Source organism: Nonomuraea sp. NPDC050022 (assembly GCF_044460705.1).
GTDB lineage: Bacteria > Actinomycetota > Actinomycetes > Streptosporangiales > Streptosporangiaceae > Nonomuraea.
Window position 1 is genome coordinate 1,335,338 of sequence record NZ_JBITKE010000001.1, and the last position, 18,247, is coordinate 1,353,584.

General features: G+C 69.8%; 18 protein-coding genes. 13 read left to right on the forward strand and 5 right to left on the reverse strand.

What is annotated here, in order from left to right; translation table 11 throughout:
• The first annotated feature begins 43 nt into the window (after positions 1-43).
• The 3 genes from ACIBO2_RS05845 (at position 44) to ACIBO2_RS05855 (ending at position 3,597) form a co-directional block, all read left to right on the forward strand.
• Positions 44-1,390, forward strand: coding sequence for a formimidoylglutamate deiminase (locus ACIBO2_RS05845; RefSeq protein ID WP_397295576.1), 1,347 nt, complete (start codon positions 44-46; stop codon positions 1,388-1,390).
• Entirely contained in the window at positions 1,387-2,550 is a 1,164-nt protein-coding gene (hutI, locus tag ACIBO2_RS05850) for an imidazolonepropionase (RefSeq protein ID WP_358537455.1), read from the forward strand. Before ACIBO2_RS05845 ends, hutI begins: the two co-directional genes overlap by 4 nt.
• A 105-nt stretch (positions 2,551-2,655) precedes the next feature.
• A complete protein-coding gene (locus tag ACIBO2_RS05855) occupies positions 2,656-3,597 on the forward strand; it encodes a sigma-70 family RNA polymerase sigma factor (RefSeq protein ID WP_358537458.1) in 942 nt (313 codons plus the stop codon).
• A gap of 187 nt (positions 3,598-3,784) precedes the next feature.
• On the opposite strand, the gene ACIBO2_RS05860 is transcribed toward ACIBO2_RS05855, so the two are convergent.
• Positions 3,785-4,354, reverse strand: a complete 570-nt coding sequence (locus ACIBO2_RS05860) for a TetR/AcrR family transcriptional regulator (protein ID WP_358537461.1) — start codon at positions 4,352-4,354, stop codon at positions 3,785-3,787.
• A 113-nt stretch (positions 4,355-4,467) separates the two neighbouring features.
• Between ACIBO2_RS05860 and ACIBO2_RS05865 the strand changes: the two genes are divergently transcribed.
• Positions 4,468-5,265, forward strand: a complete 798-nt coding sequence (locus ACIBO2_RS05865) for an alpha/beta hydrolase (RefSeq protein ID WP_358537464.1) — start codon at positions 4,468-4,470, stop codon at positions 5,263-5,265.
• A 17-nt stretch (positions 5,266-5,282) separates the two neighbouring features.
• Here ACIBO2_RS05865 and ACIBO2_RS05870 read toward each other — a convergent pair whose 3' ends face one another.
• Complete coding sequence (locus tag ACIBO2_RS05870) at positions 5,283-6,197, reverse strand: iron-siderophore ABC transporter substrate-binding protein (protein ID WP_358537467.1); 915 nt, start codon at positions 6,195-6,197, stop codon at positions 5,283-5,285.
• Between the two features lie 189 nt (positions 6,198-6,386).
• On the opposite strand from ACIBO2_RS05870, the gene ACIBO2_RS05875 reads away from it, so the two are divergent.
• From ACIBO2_RS05875 to ACIBO2_RS05910, 8 genes are all read left to right on the forward strand, one after another.
• Entirely contained in the window at positions 6,387-7,697 is a 1,311-nt protein-coding gene (locus tag ACIBO2_RS05875) for an ammonium transporter (RefSeq protein WP_358537470.1), read from the forward strand.
• The gene (locus ACIBO2_RS05880) at positions 7,694-8,032 is read left to right on the forward strand and encodes a P-II family nitrogen regulator (RefSeq protein WP_184756141.1); all 339 of its coding nucleotides are present in this window, start codon (positions 7,694-7,696) and stop codon (positions 8,030-8,032) included. Before ACIBO2_RS05875 ends, ACIBO2_RS05880 begins: the two co-directional genes overlap by 4 nt.
• Positions 8,029-10,254 carry a [protein-PII] uridylyltransferase gene (locus ACIBO2_RS05885; RefSeq protein ID WP_358537473.1) on the forward strand — a complete coding sequence of 742 codons (2,226 nt, stop codon included), beginning with the start codon at positions 8,029-8,031 and terminating at the stop codon, positions 10,252-10,254. Before ACIBO2_RS05880 ends, ACIBO2_RS05885 begins: the two co-directional genes overlap by 4 nt.
• Positions 10,255-10,385: 131 nt before the next feature.
• Complete coding sequence (locus tag ACIBO2_RS05890) at positions 10,386-13,298, forward strand: nitrate- and nitrite sensing domain-containing protein (RefSeq protein WP_358537476.1); 2,913 nt, start codon at positions 10,386-10,388, stop codon at positions 13,296-13,298.
• Between the two features lie 25 nt (positions 13,299-13,323).
• Positions 13,324-13,746, forward strand: coding sequence for a roadblock/LC7 domain-containing protein (locus ACIBO2_RS05895; protein WP_214641598.1), 423 nt, complete (start codon positions 13,324-13,326; stop codon positions 13,744-13,746).
• A 26-nt stretch (positions 13,747-13,772) separates the two neighbouring features.
• On the forward strand, positions 13,773-14,135 hold the full coding sequence (locus ACIBO2_RS05900; RefSeq protein ID WP_357942881.1) for a DUF742 domain-containing protein: 363 nt from the start codon (positions 13,773-13,775) through the stop codon (positions 14,133-14,135).
• Entirely contained in the window at positions 14,116-14,694 is a 579-nt protein-coding gene (locus ACIBO2_RS05905) for an ATP/GTP-binding protein (protein WP_358537479.1), read from the forward strand. The genes ACIBO2_RS05900 and ACIBO2_RS05905 overlap by 20 nt, the downstream gene beginning before the upstream one ends.
• Positions 14,695-14,702: 8 nt before the next feature.
• Complete coding sequence (locus ACIBO2_RS05910) at positions 14,703-15,494, forward strand: hypothetical protein (RefSeq protein WP_397295581.1); 792 nt, start codon at positions 14,703-14,705, stop codon at positions 15,492-15,494.
• A 23-nt stretch (positions 15,495-15,517) separates the two neighbouring features.
• On the opposite strand, the gene ACIBO2_RS05915 is transcribed toward ACIBO2_RS05910, so the two are convergent.
• Together ACIBO2_RS05915 and ACIBO2_RS05920 are read right to left on the reverse strand one after the other, a co-directional pair.
• A complete protein-coding gene (locus ACIBO2_RS05915; protein ID WP_358537485.1) occupies positions 15,518-15,715 on the reverse strand; it encodes a DUF397 domain-containing protein in 198 nt (65 codons plus the stop codon).
• 23 nt (positions 15,716-15,738) lie between these two features.
• Entirely contained in the window at positions 15,739-16,632 is an 894-nt protein-coding gene (locus ACIBO2_RS05920; protein WP_397295583.1) for a helix-turn-helix domain-containing protein, read from the reverse strand.
• Positions 16,633-16,787: 155 nt separating this feature from the next.
• Here ACIBO2_RS05920 and ACIBO2_RS05925 point away from each other — a divergent pair, with 155 nt between their 5' ends.
• A complete protein-coding gene (locus ACIBO2_RS05925; RefSeq protein ID WP_397295585.1) occupies positions 16,788-17,252 on the forward strand; it encodes an ATP-binding protein in 465 nt (154 codons plus the stop codon).
• A 135-nt stretch (positions 17,253-17,387) separates the two neighbouring features.
• Here ACIBO2_RS05925 and ACIBO2_RS05930 read toward each other — a convergent pair whose 3' ends face one another.
• The gene (locus ACIBO2_RS05930; RefSeq protein ID WP_358537494.1) at positions 17,388-18,188 is read right to left on the reverse strand and encodes a TetR/AcrR family transcriptional regulator; all 801 of its coding nucleotides are present in this window, start codon (positions 18,186-18,188) and stop codon (positions 17,388-17,390) included.
• Positions 18,189-18,247: the final 59 nt, after the last annotated feature.

The window sequence follows — 18,247 nt, forward strand, 5'->3', positions numbered from 1 at the left end:
GCGAGGCGGGGGTCGTCGCTCTCGCGAACGTTCTGGAGGACCTGTGTCGGTGACCTACTGGTGCGAGCACGCCTGGCTGCCCGACGGCGTCCACGAAAGCGTGCTCATCAGGGTCGACGGGACCCGGATCTCCGACGTGACGCGGGGCGACCCTGACGGCGCCGAACGCCTGGCGGGCCTGACGATGCCCGGCCTGGCCAACGCCCACTCCCACGCCTTCCACCGGGCGCTGCGCGGCATCACGCAGGCGGGCGCGGGCGACTTCTGGACGTGGCGCGAGCGGATGTACGAGGTGGCCGCGGCGCTCGACCCGGACCGCTACCTCGCGCTGGCCAGGGCCGCCTACGCGGAGATGGCGCTGGCGGGGGTGACCTGCGTGGGCGAGTTCCACTACCTGCACCACGCGCCGGACGGCCGGCCGTACGACGACCCGAACGCGATGGGCCACGTGCTCATCCAGGCCGCCCGGGACGCGGGCCTGCGCATCGCGCTGCTCGACACCTGCTACCTGACGGGCGGCATCGGCACGGGCGCGGCGGCCGGTGGCGGCACGGGACTGGTGGGGGCGCAGGTGCGCTTCGGGGACGGGGACGCCGACCGGTGGGCCAGCCGGGCCGACCAGCTGGCCGCCGCCTACAAGGGGCAGCCCGACGTGGAGATCGGCGCGGCCGTCCACTCGGTGCGGGCCGTGCCGGCGGAGCAGATGCCGGTGGTCGCCGAGTTCTCCCGCCACCACGCGGCGCCGCTGCACGCGCACGTCTCCGAGCAGCGGGCCGAGAACGCCGCGTGCGTGGAGATGTACGCGGCCAGCCCGGTGCAGGTGCTGCACGAGCGGGGCGTGCTCGGACCGCGCTCCACCGCCGTCCACGCCACCCACCTGAGCGACGTCGACATCGAACTGCTCGCCCAGTCGGGCACGCACATCTGCATGTGCCCCACCACCGAACGCGACCTGGCCGACGGCATCGGGCCCGCCAGGACGCTGTTCGACCGGGGCGCGCCCATCACGCTCGGCTCCGACAGCCATGCCGTCGTCGACCTGTTCGAGGAGGCCAGGGCGGTCGAGCTGGACGAGCGGCTGGCCACCGGCGAGCGCGGCCACTGGCGCGCCGAGGAGCTCCTGACCGCCGCCACGGCCGCGGGCCACACCTCGCTGGGCTTCCCCGACGCCGGGCTGCTGGTGCCGGGCGCCTGGGCGGACCTGGTCTCCGTACGCCTCGACTCGGTTCGTACGGCGGGCGCGGGCGGGGTGGAGGCGGTGGTGTTCGCGGCGACGGCGGCCGACGTGCACTCGGTGATCTCAGGTGGCCGGCGCGTCGTGTCGGACGGGCGGCACACGCTGGGCGACGTGGGCGCCATGCTGACCGAGGCGATTGGATGGGTTCGATGACCTCTGTGCTGTTCGACGGGATCAAGCTGCTCTACACCGGGGATCCGGAGCGGGAGGAGATCGAGGACGCGGCGCTGGTCGCCGAGGACGGCCTGGTCGCCTGGGTGGGCCCGGCGGAGCGGGCGCCGGACGCCGACGAACGGGTGGACGCCGGGGGCCGGGCCGTCATCCCGGGGTTCGTGGACAGTCACGCGCACCTGGTGTTCGCCGGTGACCGGACGCACGAGTTCCAGGCGCGCATGTCCGGCGTGCCCTACACCGGTGGTGGCATCAGGACCACGGTCGCCGCCACGCGCGCCGCCTCCGACGCGGAGCTGGCGACGAGGGCCGCCACCCTGGTCGCCGAAATGCGGGCGCAGGGCACCACGACCGTGGAGATCAAGAGCGGTTACGGGCTGACCGTCGAGGACGAACGGCGCTCACTGGAGATCGCCACCGGGCTGACCGACGAGACCACCTACCTCGGGGCGCACGTGGTGCCCTCGGGCATCGGGGCCGACGACTACGTGCGGCTGGTCACCGGCGAGATGCTGCGGGCGTGCGCGCCGTACGCCAAGTGGGTGGACGCCTTCTGCGAGAGTGGCGCCTTCGACGGCGACCAGACCAGAGCGGTGCTGGAGGCCGGGATCAAGGCGGGGCTGCAGGCCAGAGTGCACGCCAACCAGCTCGGCGAGGGGCCCGGCGTGCGGATCGCCTGCGAGCTGGGCGCCGCCTCGGCCGACCACTGCACCCACCTGAGCTCCGCCGACGTCGACGCGCTGGCCGCCTGCGCCCCGAAGGACGCCCCTGGCACCGTGGCGACGCTGCTGCCCGGCGCCGAGTTCTCCACCCGCTCGCCCTACCCCGACGCCAGGAGGCTGCTCGACGCGGGGGCGGTCGTCGCGCTGGCCACCGACTGCAATCCCGGCTCCTCCTACACCTCGTCGATGGCGTTCTGCGTGGCGCTGGCCGTACGGGAGATGGGCATGACGCCGCTGGAGGCGATCAGGGCCGCGACCCGTGGCGGGGCCCGCGCGCTGCGGCGTACGGACGTAGGCTGGTTGCTACCGGGAGCCCGCGCGGACCTCGTCGTGCTCGACGCTCCTTCCTACGTCCATCTCGCCTATCGGCCGGGTGTTCCCCTCGTTCACCAGGTGTTTCTCGGTGGTCTCCTCCTTTAGGAGGACATCCAGAACCGTCCCCTGGTCGTAGCCCTTTAGGGAATCTTTGCATCTGGCCGGACGTTGGCCGGATAAGAACGTAGCTGCGGAACGAGGTGCCTGGGGATGGCAAGGCCTACGGGGAGTCGCACGCAGGAGCAGCACGTCGCTGATCGCGATCTGCTGGGGACCTACCTGGCGGAGATCGGGCGGGTCCCGCTGCTCACGGCGGAGGAAGAGGTGGAGCTCGCCAAGCGCATCGAGGCGGGCCTCTTCGCCGAGCAGCTGCTCGACAGCGGGGGTGCGGAGCCGCGCATCGGTGACGCGGCCGATGAGGAGCTGGAGCGCGTCGCGGTCTCCGGCCAGCGGGCGAAAGACGAGTTCATCCAGGCGAACCTTCGCCTGGTGGTGGCGGTGGCCCGCAAATACTCGGGCCGCGGGATGCCGCTGATCGACCTGGTCCAGGAGGGGAACCTGGGGCTGGTCCGGGCGGTGGAGAAGTTCGACTACAAGCGGGGCTACAAGTTCTCGACGTACGCCACGTGGTGGATCAGGCAGTCCGTGGGCCGGGCCATCCACGAGCAGGCGCGGCCGGTGCGACTGCCCACCCACGCGGGTGAGCAGATGACCAGGCTGATGCGGGTGCGCCGGGACATGCTGGCGGAGTTCGACGTCGAGCCGACCGACGAGGACCTCGCCGGGATCCTGGAGCTGCCGATCGAGCGGGTCCGGGAGCTGCGCCGCTGGGCGTCCGACCCGGTGTCGCTGCAGCTCGGTGTGGGCGACGAGGACGAGACCGAGCTGGGCGACATGATCGCCGACGAGACCTGGGCCGATCCGGAGCAGCAGGCGATCGACATCCTGGAGCGCGAGCGGCTCGACCAGTGGCTCACCGACCTTGAGGGCGACACCCGCGACATGCTGCGCTGGCGCTACGGGCTGGTGGACGGTCGCGAGCACACCCTGACCGAGGTGGGCGAACGCTACGGCATCGGTCGCGACCGTGCCCGCCGCATCGAGCGCGACGCGCTGGCCCGGCTGCGCAAGATGGCCACCGCGGCGGCGTAACCAACCAGCTTCTTTTACGGCAGGGCACGGTGGGCCCCACCCACCGTGCTCGGTTGCCGTCTGTCCAGGGGCACGCTCCTCCGGTGGAGCGGGCTGGGCGCCGTGACGTGCGCATTCTTGGCCCCGTCCGTGGGCCGAACCCCTGACCCCGGCTTGTGGATCGAGCCCCTGGTCGCCCGAGCCCTCCTCAGGGGCTGCGCAGGATACGCCGGAGGAACTCCTCTACCGCCGCCTCAGCCGTTTCGCGGGCGCCGCCTCTGGCGACCAGCAGGACGCTCTCGTTGATCGCGGCCAGCAGCATGTGGGCGTGCAGGTCCAGGAAGTCAGCGGGGATGGCGTCCGTGGCGCGTAGCGCGGCCTTCAGCATGCCGAAGGAGTAGCGCTCCTCCATCGCCCGCCACCGCTCCCACCCCAGCACCGACGGCGCGTCGATCAGCACGATGCGCTGGATCACCGGATCGCCCGCGAGCCTGATCCAGGCCAGAACGCCGGCCCGCAGCGCCTCGGCGGGGTCGGTGATGCCCGCGACCGCCTCGACAATCTTGACGCCGATCCCCGCCTCCGTCGCCTCCAGCACCGCCTCGAACAGCGCGTCCTTGCCCGCGTAGTGGTGGTAGAGGGCGCCTCGGCTCAGCCCCGACTCCTGGAGGACCGCCTCGATCGAGGTGCCCTCGTAGCCGTGCTCGGAGAACAGCCGCGTGGCGATCGCGAGGAGCTGGTCGCGGGTGGCCGCGCCGCGTTCCGCCTTGAGGTTCATGGAACCACTGTAGGAGCGGACCTCCGCCGACCGGCCATGGACAAACCGACAGTCGGTCTGTAATTTCATAGACCGACAGTCGGTTTGTAATCCAGGCATGGGGAGACAAGACCATGAACGACATCAGCTACGTGGACGTCGGCGACGGGCCGGTCGCCCTGTTCGTGCACGGCGTCGCCACCAGCTCGTACCTGTGGCGCAACGTCATCGCCGAGCTGCGCGACGAGCGCCGGTGCGTGGCGATCGACCTGCCCCTGCACGGTGGCAGCGCGCCGCGCGACGACCTGTCGATCCCCGCGATGGCCGAGGCGGTGGAGGAGCTCTGCGCCGAGCTCGGGCTGGACCAGGTCGACCTGGTCGCCAACGACACGGGCGGCGCGGTGGCGCAGGTCTTCGCCGTACGCCACCCGGAGCGGCTGCGCTCACTCACGCTCACCAACTGCGACGTCCACACCAACACGCCGCCGGAGTCGTTCCAGCCCACGGTCGACCTGGCCGCCCGGGGCGAGCTCGCGCCGCTGACCGCCGCGCTGCTGGACCAGCCGGAGCTGCTGGCCCAGACGGCGTTCGGCGACGGCTACGAGCGCATCGACGATCCGGCGGACCTGGTCGACCACTACCTGCGGCCGATCCTCGACAAGCCCGACGGCCCGCGCGCCTTCGAACGGCTGCTGACCTCGATCGACGCCAAGGACATGGTCGCGATCGAGCCGCTGCTCACCGTGCTGGCCGTGCCGACACTGGTGGTCTGGGGGACCGGCGACGTCTTCTTCGACGTGAGCTGGGCCCGCTGGCTGCGCGACACGATCCCGGGCGTCAAGGAGATCGTGGAGATCGAGGGCGGGCGGCTGTTCTTCCCCGACGAGCGGGCCGGCGAGCTGGTGCCGCACCTGCGCCGGTTCTGGGGCTGATCAGGCGAGCGAGCTGATCAGGCGAGCGGGGCCAGGTACTTGTCCAGGTCGTCGAGGATCCCGCCGGCGGCCGTGACGCCGATGCCGAGCATCCAGACCTCGTCGTCCACGTTGTGGGCGTTGCCCGACTTGACCGCCCCGAGGTTCTTCCAGAGCGGGCCGCCGGTCACCGACGCCTGGCTCTTGGCCGCGGCCTGGCCGTAGGCGGTGTAGAAGACGGCGTCGGCGTCGGCCTGGGCGATGTTCTCCTGGCTCAGCTTGCCGAAGCGCTTGTCCTGCTGTGTGGCCAGCATCTGTGTCTCCGGGCGGGGGATGCCGGCGTCGCCGACGACGATGCCGCTGAAGGACTCGGGGCCGTACATCCGGATCTCCGTCGGCATGAAGCGGACGATGCTCACCTTCAGCTTGGCGTACTTGGCGCCGACCTGCTTGGCCCGCGTCTCGTAGGCCGACAGCAGCCCGGTCGCCTGGTCCTTCTTGCCCAGGGCTTCGGCGTCGAGCAGGAAGTTCTGCTTCCAGGTGACGCCGACCTTCTCCGTGAACACGGTCGGGGCGATCTTGCTGAGCTTGTCGTAGAAGGCCGCCTGCCGGAACTTGGTGCCGAGGATGAGGTCCGGCTTGAGCGCCATGATGGCCTCGATGTTCGGCTGCTGGAGGGTGCCGACCGCCTTGGTCGCCGTCAGCGCCGAGCCGAGGTACTTCGGCCACGCCTGGCTCTCGGTGGCCTGGGCCGCGCCCACGGGGGCCAGGCCCAGCGAGACCATCGTGTCGAGCTTGTCGGTGTCGAGCACCACGACCCGCTTCGGCTCCAGCGGCACCTTCGTCTGGCCCATGGCGTGGGTGACCGTCCTGGTCGGCCCCGCCTGCTGGGCAGTGGTGGAGGTGCCGCAGGCGGCGAGCGCGAGAAGGGGCAGCAGGAACGCCAGACGCATTGGGGGATCCCTTGATCGATTAGGTTAGGCAAGCCTAAGTCTATGCCCGAATATTCGGCACGCGCTGTCCGAAACATGGACGAAACACCAGTGGGACGAGATTCACGAATGTGAAACACACCCGGTCGAGCCACGAAACGCCGGGCGAACACGCTGTGGCCACACGTCACATGTAAGGAGGGTCGCGTCGTGAAGATCGACAGCGGCACGACGGCCTGGATGCTAGCGGCCACCGCGCTGGTGCTGCTCATGACACCAGGGCTCGCGTTTTTCTACGGGGGCATGACCAGGGCCAAGAGTGTCCTGAACATGATGATGATGTCGTTCGTCAGCATCATCACCGTCACCATCGCCTGGGTGCTCTACGGGCACTCGCTGGCGTTCACCGACAACAGCATGTCGTGGCTGAACAACTTCGTCGGTGGGTTCGACGCCCTCGGGCTGCAGAGCCTGGTCGAGACGGCTACCAAGACCGACGGCACCGGCATGCCCAGCCTGGTCTTCTCGGCCTTCCAGCTGACGTTCGCCATCATCACCGTCGCCCTCATCAGCGGCGCCATCGCCGACCGGGCCAAGTTCGGCGCGTGGGTGCTGTTCAGCTTCATCTGGGCGAGCATCGTCTACTTCCCCATCGCTCACTGGGTGTGGGGCACCGGCTGGCTGAACGCCCTGGGCATCGAGGACTTCGCCGGAGGCACGGTCGTCCACATCAACGCCGGTGCCGCGGCGCTGGCGCTGGCCCTGGTGCTGGGCAAGCGCAAGGGCTGGCGCAAGGAGCCGATGCGGCCGCACAACCTGACACTGGTGCTGCTCGGTGTGGGCCTCCTGTGGTTCGGCTGGTTCGGTTTCAACGCGGGCTCCGAGCTGGCGGTCGACGGCACGGCCGGCCTGGCGTTCATGAACACCCAGATCGCCACCGCCGTCGCGGCCGGCGCCTGGATCGTGGTGGAGAAGCTGCGTGACGGCCACGCCACCAGCCTCGGTGTCGCCTCCGGCGCGGTCGCCGGTCTGGTCGCCATCACCCCCGCCTGTGGGTTCATCGACCCCTGGGCCGCGATGCTGCTCGGCCTGATCGCCGGTGCGGTGTGCGCCTACGCGGTCGGCCTGAAGTACCGCTTCAACTTCGACGACTCGCTCGACGTGGTCGGCGTGCACCTGGTCGGCGGCGTGATCGGCGCCGTCTCGCTCGGCTTCTTGGCCGTGTACCCCTTCCTGGACCAGCAGAACAAGGGCCTCTTCTACGGCGGCGGCTTCACCCAGCTCGGTCTCCAGGTGCTCGGCCCGATCGCGGTCGGCGGTTACTCCTTCATCGTGACCTGGGTCGTCGGTAAGATCATCGACAAGACGATGGGCTTCCGCATCCCGGTCGAGGACGAGGTCACCGGCATCGACGTCACCACCCACGCCGAGACGGGATACGACCTCGGCACGGTCCACGCCTCGGGCGTGAGCTCCCCGAACGGCCCTCTGGCCCCGGTAACCAAGAAGGTGGAAGCATGAGGCTCATCACCGCCGTCATCAAACCGTTCAAGCTGGACGACGTGAAGGCCGCCCTCGAACAGTTCGGCGTCAAGGGCATGACGGTCAGCGAGGCCAGCGGCTACGGCCGCCAGCGCGGCCACACCGAGGTCTACCGCGGCGCCGAATACCAGGTGGACCTGGTCCCCAAGGTGCGCCTAGAGGTGCTGACCGAAGAGGAAGACGCCGAGGACGTGATCGACGTCATCGTCAAGGCGGCCCAGACAGGCAAGATCGGTGACGGCAAGGTGTGGTCCGTCCCGGTCGACACGGTGATCCGGGTCCGCACCGGAGAGCGGGGTCCAGAGGCCCTGTGAGGGGTGAGGCTCGTACCTACGCCGCGGCCCGCAAGGAGCGGGCCGCGGACACTGACCGCTGGCTCAAAGACCTCTTCCGTACGGCGAGTGACGGCGAGCACGTCGCACTGGTCGCCGTAGGGAGCCTGGGGCGCGGCGAGCTGGCCCCCGGCAGCGACCTCGACCTCGTCCTCCTGCACAACGGCAGGGACGACGTGGCGCGGATCGCCGACCGCGTGTGGTATCCGATCTGGGACTCCGCCGTCGGCCTCGACCACTCGGTGCGAACCGTGGACGAGGCCGTGGCGGTCGCCCGCGACGATCTCAAGGCCGTGCTGGGCCTCATCCAGGCCAGGCACATAGCGGGCGATCCCGAGCTGACGAAGAAGGCCAGGGAGTCCGTGCTCGCCGAATGGCGCGCCGACTCCCGCCGCCGGCTCGGCGAGCTGCGTGAGGCGGCGGACCGGCGCGCACAGGTCAGCGGCGAGCTGGCCTTCCTTCTCGAACCCGACCTCAAGGACGGCCGCGGCGGCCTTCGCGACGTCCAAGCCATGCAGGCCGTGGCAGCGGCCTGGGTCGCCTCCGCGCCCGGTCCCCGGGCGCGTGAGGCTTATGAGTTCATCCTCGACGTACGCCACGCCCTGCACACTGTCACCGCGCGGGGCGCCGACAGACTGGTGCTCCAGGAGCAGGAAGCCGTCGCCGGGCTGCTCGGGCTGCTCGACGCCGAAGCCCTGATGCGCAGGCTCGCCGAGGCGGGCCGGACGATCTCCCACGCCTTCGACGCCACCTGGCGCACGGTTGACAGGCTGGTGTCGGGACCGGCTCCACGGGGCCGCCGACCGCTGGCCGACGGCGTGGTCGAGCACGGTGGTGAAGTGGTCCTCGCGCGTGGCGTCGACCCGCGCAAGGACCCGGTCCTGGTGCTGCGCGCCGCCGCCGCGGCGGCCGACTCGGGGCTGCCGCTCGCCCCCGCCACCATGTCCGTACTGGCCGCTCAGTCGCCCCCCATGCCCGTGCCGTGGCCCGAGGAGGCCCGTGACGCGCTGGTGTCCATCCTGGGCGCGGGCCGCGCCGCCGTTCCGGTCTGGGAGGAGCTTGACCAAGCGGGCATTCTGGTCAGGCTGCTTCCTGACTGGGAGCGCGTACGGCACCGCCCGCAGCGCAACCCGATCCACCGTTTCACCGTCGACCGGCACCTGATCGAGGCCGCCGCCAACGCCGCCAGCCACACCCGCGAGGTATCCCGCCCCGACCTGCTGCTGATCTCGGCGCTGCTGCACGACATCGGCAAGGGCTGGCCCGGTGACCACTCGGTGACCGGCGAGGTCGTGGTCCGCGACATCGGGACCCGCATCGGCCTGCCCGCCGCCGACGTCGAGACGCTGGCCACCGTCGTACGCCACCATCTGCTGCTGCCCGAGACCGCGACCCGCAGGGACCTCGACGACCCCGTCACGATCGAGAAGGTCGCCGGCACGGTCGGCTCGCGCGAGGTGCTGGACCTGCTCGCCGCGCTGGCCGTCTCCGACGGGCACGCCACCGGCCCGGCCGCCTGGAACGCCTGGAAGGCCGGGCTCGTCGCCGACCTCGTGCGTCGCGTCCGCTCCGTGCTGTCCGGCGCGCCGCCGCCCAAGGCGCCCAGCCTGTCGGCCGAGCAGGCCGCGCTGGCCCGGCACGGCGGCGCCGCCATCCGCGTCCATGGGGGAGCCGTCACTGTCGTCGCCCCCGACCGGGCCGGGCTTCTGTGGAGCGCCGCCGGTGTGCTGGCCGCGCATCGCTTGATCGTCCGCTCCGCCTCGTCCGCCGCCGCCGGCTCCACCGCGGTGATCGAGTTCTCCGTCATCCCCGAATACGGCACCCCGCCGGACCCCGCCACACTGGAGGCCGATCTCCGTCTGGTCCTTGCTGGGCGCCTTGACATCGAGCAGCGTCTTGCTCGCCGTACGAGGTCTATGAGACCCCCTCGTGTTCCTGTCGCTCCACCCCGTGTCACCTTGGTAGACGATGCCTCGGCGACCGCTACCGTCGTTGAAGTCAGGGCCCATGACAGACCGGGACTCCTGTGGCGCATTGGACGGGCTTTCGGCGAATGTGGTCTTGACGTGAGGGCCGCTCGCGTGGAGACTCTCGGCGCGGAGGCGGTGGACGTCTTCTACGTGGTCGATCGTGCCGGACGGCCCCTCAGCGACGGCGCCCAGCGGACCTTGGTCCGCGATCAGGTGCTTGCGGCACTTCGATAACCAACAGCACACACGAGTTACGGGTATGTTTTGCAGCGACGTGCCCGTTTTGCCGGGAAAGTCGGGTGCTTTACCTAGTGGACGGGCTCAACCCGCCGACGGAACGGGATGATTGAGGGGTAGCGGAAGTAGTGACTACGGGGAACTCCGAAGGCGGCCAAACCGCCAGGCAGGCCCGCGGAAAGCGGCTGCTGCCCCGGCTGGGGCTGCGTAACTGGCGCGTGCGATGGCGCCTTACCGCGCTGGTCCTGGTTCCCACCATGGCGGGAGTCGTGCTCGGGGGAGCGCGCGTGGTGGGCTCGGTTCAGAGCATCGGCGACTACGACCGCACGGCGCTCGCCGCGGAGCAGGCAGGTCACATCCGTGACCTGGTACAGGCGCTCGGGCTGGAGCGTGACACCGGCGGCTGGCTGGCCGCCTCCAGCAGGGTGCGCAAGAAGCTCACCGAGCCGTACAAAGAGCGCAAGGCGAAGGTCGACGCGCTGGTCAAGACCGTGCAGGCCGACATGGCGGTCATGGACGAGTCCTACGGCGACCGCGTGCTCAACGCGGTCAAGCGGGCCCGCTACGACTTCAACGTCCTGAACAGGACCCGCAGCGAGGGCCAGAAGGACACCACCCGCTACGACTCGCTGCTCGACACGCTGCTCAAGCTGCACGACGAGCTGAGCCTGCTCAGCGACGACTCGCAGATCATCGGCCAGTTCCGCGCGCTGAGCGCGCTGGCGCGCGCGAAGGAGGAGGTGTCCAAGCAGCGCGTCCAGTTGCTCAAGGGCTACTACAACTCCGCGAGCGTGGACGCCAAGGAGGTCGAGCGGTTCATCGCCTCCAACGCCAGGCAGCGCGCGGAGATCGCCTCCGTCGGCCAGGAGGCCGGACCGGTCGTCGGCCTCGCGCTGTCGAAGGCGCTGACGGCGCCCGAGTACTACAACACCGAGCTGACCAAGGCCCGCGCCATCACGCTCGCCGCAGGAAAGGCGCCCGGCGTCAGGATCAGGGACGACCTGCTCGCCCAGACCGACCGCAAGAAGCCGGCGCCGGACCAGTGGTTCGACGACAACGCCACCTCCATCGACATCCTGCACTCGATCGAGGGCGACCTGAGCCAGAAGGTGGCGCTGCGCAGCCAGGAGCTACGCGACTCTGAGACCCGCAACGCGATCATCGCCGGTGTGCTCATCGTCGCGCTGCTGCTGCTCGTCCTGCTGTTCACCGTCGCGATCGCCCGCTCGATGGTCACGCCGCTGCGCCGCCTGCGCACCGAGGCCCTGGAGATCGCCGGGTTCCGGCTGCCCGACGTGGTGCGCAAGCTCCGCGTCACCGGTGACGCCCCCGCCGACGTCCGCCCGATCGAGATCGAGGGCGACGACGAGATCGGCGACGTGGCCAGAGCCTTCGACCAGGTGCACCGCCAGGCCGTACGGCTGGCGGGCGAGGAGGCCGACCTCCGCAGCAACATCAGCTCGATGTTCGTCAACCTCTCGCGCCGCACCCAGACGCTGGTCGAGCGGCAGATCTCACTGATCGACGGCCTGGAGAAGGGCGAGCAGGACGGCGCCCGCCTGGCCGACCTGTTCAAGCTCGACCACCTGGCCACCCGCATGCGGCGCAACTCGGAGAACCTCCTGGTCCTGGCCGGGCACGAGGCCACCCGCCGACGCAGCCAGCCGGCCAAGCTGGTCGACGTGGTCCGCGCGGCGCTGTCGGAGGTCGAGGGCTACGAGCGCGTCCAGGTCAAGGTGCACCGAGCCACCTCGGTGCTCGGCAGCGCGGCCAACGACCTCGTCCACCTGGTGGCCGAGCTGGTCGAGAACGCCATCCAGTTCTCCCCGAACAACTCCAACGTCGTGGTGTCGAGCAGCCTCATCGAAGGCGGCGGCGCGCTGCTGTCGGTGAACGACGTCGGCATCAGCATGACCGACGACGAGCTCGCCGAGGCCAACCGCCGCCTGGCCGAGCCGCCGGTCGTGGACGTGTCGGTGTCGCGGCGCATGGGCCTGTTCGTGGTCGGCCGGCTGGCGCTGCGCCACGGCATCCGGGTCCAGCTGCGCAAGGGCGAAGGCACCGGGCTGATCGCCATGGTGCTGCTGCCGCCGTCGCTGATCCCCGACGGCTCCCGGCCGTCGCTGCCCCAGCGGCCCGCGTTCGGCGCCGCCACGCCCGCGAACGGCATGCCCGCGAACGGCGCGCCTGCGGCCACGCCGTCCAACGGGGTGCCCGCGCCCAACGGCACGTTCCGGTCGTTCGCCAGCTTCGACTCCTTCGACACCGGCTCCGGGGCATCGCGTCCCCCCTTCACGGCCGACACGGACGGCGGGGCGCACCGGCCCTCCTTCGACACGGGCGGCTACCCGTCGTACCCGAGCCAGTCGCCGTCGTACCCCAGCCCGAGCCAGCCGCCGTCGTATCCCACTCCGGACCAGGGGGGGCGCTCGCCGGGCCGCGCGTATCCGGTGCAGCCGCCGGCGTCCGGGCCGCAGTATCCGGCTCAGCCCCCGTCGTACCCCAGTCAGGAACGTACTGGTGCCTTCCCCTCCTATCCCGGTCCCGGCTCTGATGGCGCGTTCCAGACGCCCTACAGCACCGGTGAGCCGCGTAGGCAGGACGTCCCGCCATCGGTGGACGTCTCGCCCATGGAGCCCGGTCAGGAGGAGTTCCTGCCGATCTTCGCCGCCGTGGAATCCGCCTGGTTCCGCCGGCCGACGGAAGAGCGGGCACCGGATTCACCGAGCCGGGATGAGTCGACCCCCACACAAGCCATACTCTCTGTGGAGGATTCGTGGCGAAACCCCGCTGACGCCGGTTGGCAGGCGGCGGCCGCCGCGAGCGATCCCAGCCTTGGGGGCACCACGTCCTCGGGGCTACCCAAGCGCACTCCGAAGGCGAACCTGGTTCCTGGTACGGCCGGCCAACCGCAGCAGTCGCAGCGGCAGGTCCCGATGCCACCAGTCTCCGCCGAGCGGTCGCGCAGCAGGTTGGCGAGCTTCCAGCAGGGAGTACGCCGGGGTCGTGCGGAAGTACGTGGACAGGAGGAACAACAGTGATGGAGCGTCCTGCCGGGGAGGGCGAGTGACCACCCTTAGCCATGAGGCCCACAGGTTCGACTGGCTGATCACCGACTTCGTGCGGAACACGCCCGGAGTCGCGCATGCCGTCGTCGTCTCGGCCGACGGCCTCTGCCTGGCCAGCTCCGAGGGCTTCCCGCCGGACCGCGCCGACCAGCTCGCTGCGGTGTCCGCGGGCCTGCTGAGCCTGACCGTGGGCGCGTCCCGGGTGTTCGAGGGCGGCTCCGTGTCGCAGACCGTCGTCGAGATGCAGCGCGGGCTGCTCGTCGTGATGGCGATCAGCGACGGCTCGGTCCTCACCGTGTTGGCGGGGATCGATTGCGACATGGGACTGGTGGCGTACCAGATGACGCTGCTCGTCGACAGGGCGGGCCAGGCGCTGACGCCGGCCCTGCGCGCGGAGCTTCAGGCGGCCAGGACGCGGTGATGCAATGGAACTGATGGGGGAGGGCCGTGTACGGCATTGACGGAACCGGGGACGATGAGCCCCTGTTCCGTCCGTACGCGGTGACCGGCGGCCGGTCAGAGCCGCGCTACCACCTGGCGATGGAGACGCTGATCTCGTCGATGTCCATACCGGATGACGAGATGTCCATGCTCACTCCCGAGCAGGAGGCCATCATGCAGCTCTGCCGCTCGTTCCGGTCGGTCGCCGAGATCTCGGCCCTGCTCCGCGTCCCGCTGGGCGTGGCTCGAGTGCTCGTGGCGGACATGTCCGACGAAGGACTTGTCCGCCTGCACCAGCCACGTCTCAGCGAGGGACAGCCAGACCTCAATATGCTCGAAAGGGTGCTCAGTGGACTACGCAGGCTCTAGCCCCGGCCTGACGTCGACGAAGATCGTCGTCGCGGGCGGGTTCGGCGTCGGCAAGACGACGTTCGTGGGGGCGGTGTCCGAGATCCTGCCGCTCACCACGGAAGCGGTGATGACCGACGCGTCCGCGGGCATCGACGACCTCGGCATGACGCCCAACAAGCAGACGACGACCGTCGCCATGGACTTCGGGCGCGTGTCGTTGGACCGTGACCTGATCCTCTACCTGTTCGGCACGCCCGGACAGCACCGGTTCTGGTTCATGTGGGACGACCTCGTGCGCGGCGCGATCGGCGCCGTGGTGCTGCTCGACACGCGGCGCCTGGCCGACAGCTTCCCGGCGATCGACTACTTCGAAGAGGCCAAACTGCCGTTCGTGGTCGGCGTAAACGGCTGGGAGGGCCAGTTCCCGCACTCGGAGGAAGAGGTGCGCGAGGCGCTGGCGCTGTCGTCGAACGTGCCGATCGTGCGTACGGACGCGCGGCACCGCGAGTCGGTGAAGGGGACGCTGATCTCCCTCGTCGAGCACGTCGTTCGCCTGCGTGCGGCGCCCGTCTCCTAGCGGGCATCATGTGGATCGCGCTCGCCGCCGCCGCGGTGGTGCTCGGCGTGGCCGTCTGGTGGGCCCGCCGTGTCTTTGTACCGGGATCATCCGGCGTGCCCGAGGCGGGGCACAGGGCGGGGTGGGAGGCGCGGCTGGACGAAGAAGCCGCGACCGCGCTGCTGGAGGGTCTGAGGGCCTACGCCGACGCGGGGAACACGGTGGACATCGGCGGGGAGTGCGGCGTCCTGACGGTGTTCGAGCCGCCGCGGCTCATCTCACTCGACCTGCTCGCCGGCCGCTTCGCCGCCCGGGGGCAGGAGGCCATGCACGACCCGCAGACCACGGTCGGCGCGCTGCTGGCCGGCTTCCTGGCCACCGAGGAGCCAGGGGTGCTGCACGTGCGCCCAGGCTGGACGGATGGCGACGGCTTCGCCGCCAGGGTGCGCGCGATCGTCCACTCCGAGGTTGCCGTACCTGGTGGGGGTGCCTTGGGCGTGCTGGGGGTCGCCGTGCCGGGTGGGGATGGCCTGGATGCGCAGGGCGTCGCCGCACCGGGTGACGACGGGCGGCCTGGCACCACGCTGCTGCTCGACCTGGCCCGAATCCGTGACCAGTACGAGGAGTCGCGGGCCCGGCAGCCGGGGGCACCCGACGAGGTGGTGCTCCGCAGCGTGCTGACCAGCGCGATCGCCAACGGCGGCCCCGGCCTGACCTGGACCGTGCCGCCTACGGAGCGGCAACTCGGCAGCGCGCTCGCCACCGCGGGCCTGCCTGATCGCCGCCCCGCACCCACCGTCAAGGAAGCGGCCGACCACTAGCGGAACCGGCGAAGCGGGGACTGTCAGCCAAGCGAGTCGAACTCGCCATCTGCGAGGCCACGCCGGAAGGCCTCCCACTCGGAAAGGGTGAAGTGCAGTTGGGGGCCGTCCGGATCTTTGGAGTCGCGCACCGCGATCATCGAGCGATGCTTACGCACTTCCACGCAGTTGCCGTTGCCGCCGCTGTACGAACTCTTCAGCCATCCGTCCGCATCACGCATCCCGCTCCCCCTTCGTAACCGTTTCATGTGAGAGCTTCCGATGCTTCCATCAGCATAGTCGCTGAGTCGTTCGGGCTCAGGGCCGCAGCTCGCAGGTAGTCGAACACTGACCCATAGCTCCGCACTCCAGGAGCTTCTTCCAGGTAGACGGCGCTGGTCATGTTCTCCAGGTAGACGACGTCCATGTCGCTGGAAGCAGGGAAGCCTACGAGGCTGAACGAGCCGGTCAGCGCTGGGTGCGCTCCTGCTCGAAAGGGAAGGACCTGCACCATGACGTTGGGTTTTCGGCTGGCCTCAGCCAGGCGGCTCAACTGTTCAGCCATGATCGCCGGCGTTCCGATGCTCTGCCGGAGCACGGCTTCACCCAGGATCACGGACAGCTCGAACGCGCTGTCATCCAGTCGTTCTTGACGCTTGAGCCGGACTGAAACGAGTCGGTCTATCTCCTCGGGGGAGTCGGCAGGACGGAAGACGGTCGTGACCGCCCGCGTGTAGGCCTCCGTCTGCAACAGACCGGGAACGAGGGCCTGCTCGTAGTTGCGGATGGTGCTCGCCTCAGCCTCCAATCCGATCAGCGTCGCGTACTCGGTGCTCAGGACATTGCCGTACTGCTGCCACCACCCTTTTTGCCGGGCCTCCCGGGCAAGATCGAGGAGCGCTTCCTGGTCCGCCTCAGGGACCTCATAGAGGCCAAGAAGAGCTCGAAGGTCGCGCGGTTTGATCCCTCGGCGTCCTGTTTCGATGCGGCTGAGTGACGCGGCTGTCATCTCCATCCGGTCCGCCACCGTTTGCATGGCAAGGTCGCGCTCAGTCCGCAGCCGTCGTAGCTCAGACGCAAGCCGGCGTCTGCGCACCGTAGGGCTTGTCTCTACTGCCATCCACGCTCCTTTTTGGAAACTACCAAAGGAAACTTCCATTGGAAGCTACCAACGGAAGCTGTGCTGAGGTAACTTCCAAAACGTAAACCACTGCTACGCACCGTAGCTGATTGATGACAGTGGGAGTGCGTAGTCGTGACGGCCCCTGTCGCGTACGGCATGGATGAGGCCGCGCGGGTGAGAGAGGTGGTGCAATGAACGAGCGGTTTTTGGGCGAGGTCGTGTTGCCCGGGGTAGCGCATTCGGTGGCGGTGGCTCGCCATTGCGTCGGCGGGATGCTGACGGCGGCCGGGCATCTGGACGTGGACGACGTTCGGCTGGTGGTGAGTGAGCTGGTGGCCAACGCTGTGCTGCACACCGCTTCTGGGCTGTGTGGCGGCATGGTCGCCATCGAGGTCATCGCCGTTGGAGTCGCCACGGCTCGGGTCGATGTCACCGATGACGGGGCGGGCGCTGTTCCTCGGCCGCGCGTGGTCGACGACGATGGCTGCACGGGACGGGGGCTGTTGCTGGTCGATCAGTACTCGGCCACGTGGGGCGTGCGTGTGCTGGGCGGGGGGCGGCGCGCGACTTGGGCAGAGGTGTCCACGGGTCCGGAGACGCCTGTCTGTGCCGGGGAGTGCGTGATAAGCGGAGCCGTACGCGGAGGTGGCAGGTGATGCCGGTGAGTTGGGTGTTCGATCCCGATCCGCATCCCCCGCATTGCGCGGCGCCTCCGCCTGCGCCCCGGTATGCGGACGGCGAGTCTGGGAGACCGGCGCCGGGGTGCCGGTTGAGGCGGTGGCTTGACCTCGTCAGGTCGATTCGGCCCGGCGGGTGATCAGGGCGTCGATGCCGTCCAGGACGCGTTCGAGGCCGAACTCGAAGGCGTGTTCCGCGCTGTAGGCGCCGCCCAGGGCCTCCGCCGCGGCCTGTCCGACGCGGGAGGCCGTGGGCCAGCGCGACGCGTCAGTGATTCGGCTGAGGAACGGGGCGTGCGCCGCCCACCACTGCTCGTCCGTCAGCCCGGTCTGGCTCTCCGCCTGCGCGGCCTCCACCGCTCCTCGGGCCGTGCCGTGCACGAACCCGGTCACCAGGGTGATCACCGAGTCCATCTCCACGTCCGTCAGCCCGATGCCGTCGACGGCGCGCAGCTCGTAGTCGTATTTGGCCGTGGTGTTCGGTCCCAGCACCGGGCGGTTCGTCGCCACCTGCAAGAGCCAGGGGTGGCGCTGGTAGAGCGCCCAGTTCTCCTTAGCGATGAGCGTCAGCCTGGCCCGCCAGTCGCCGGGCGATTCCTCCGGCCCGGCCGTCTGGCCGTACCCAGTCTGGCCGTACCCCGTCTCGCCGTACACGGTGTCGAGCATGACGTCGAGCAGTTCCGGTTTGCCCGGCACGTACGTGTACAGCGACATCGTGCCGACGCCCAGCCGCTCGGCGACGCGGCGCATCGACAGCGCCTGGAGGCCCTCGGCGTCGGCCACTTCGATGGCGGCGCGGACGATCCGGTCGACGCTCAGGTCGGGCTTGCCCTTGCGGCTGGTCCGCTCGCTGGTGCGCCAGAGCAGGGCCAGGCTGCGTGCCGGGTCGCCCTTGCCGGAGTACTCGATGGTCACCTTCGTACGGTACACCGTACGGTTGCCGGGATTGAATCGTATGTTGTACGGTACGGCGT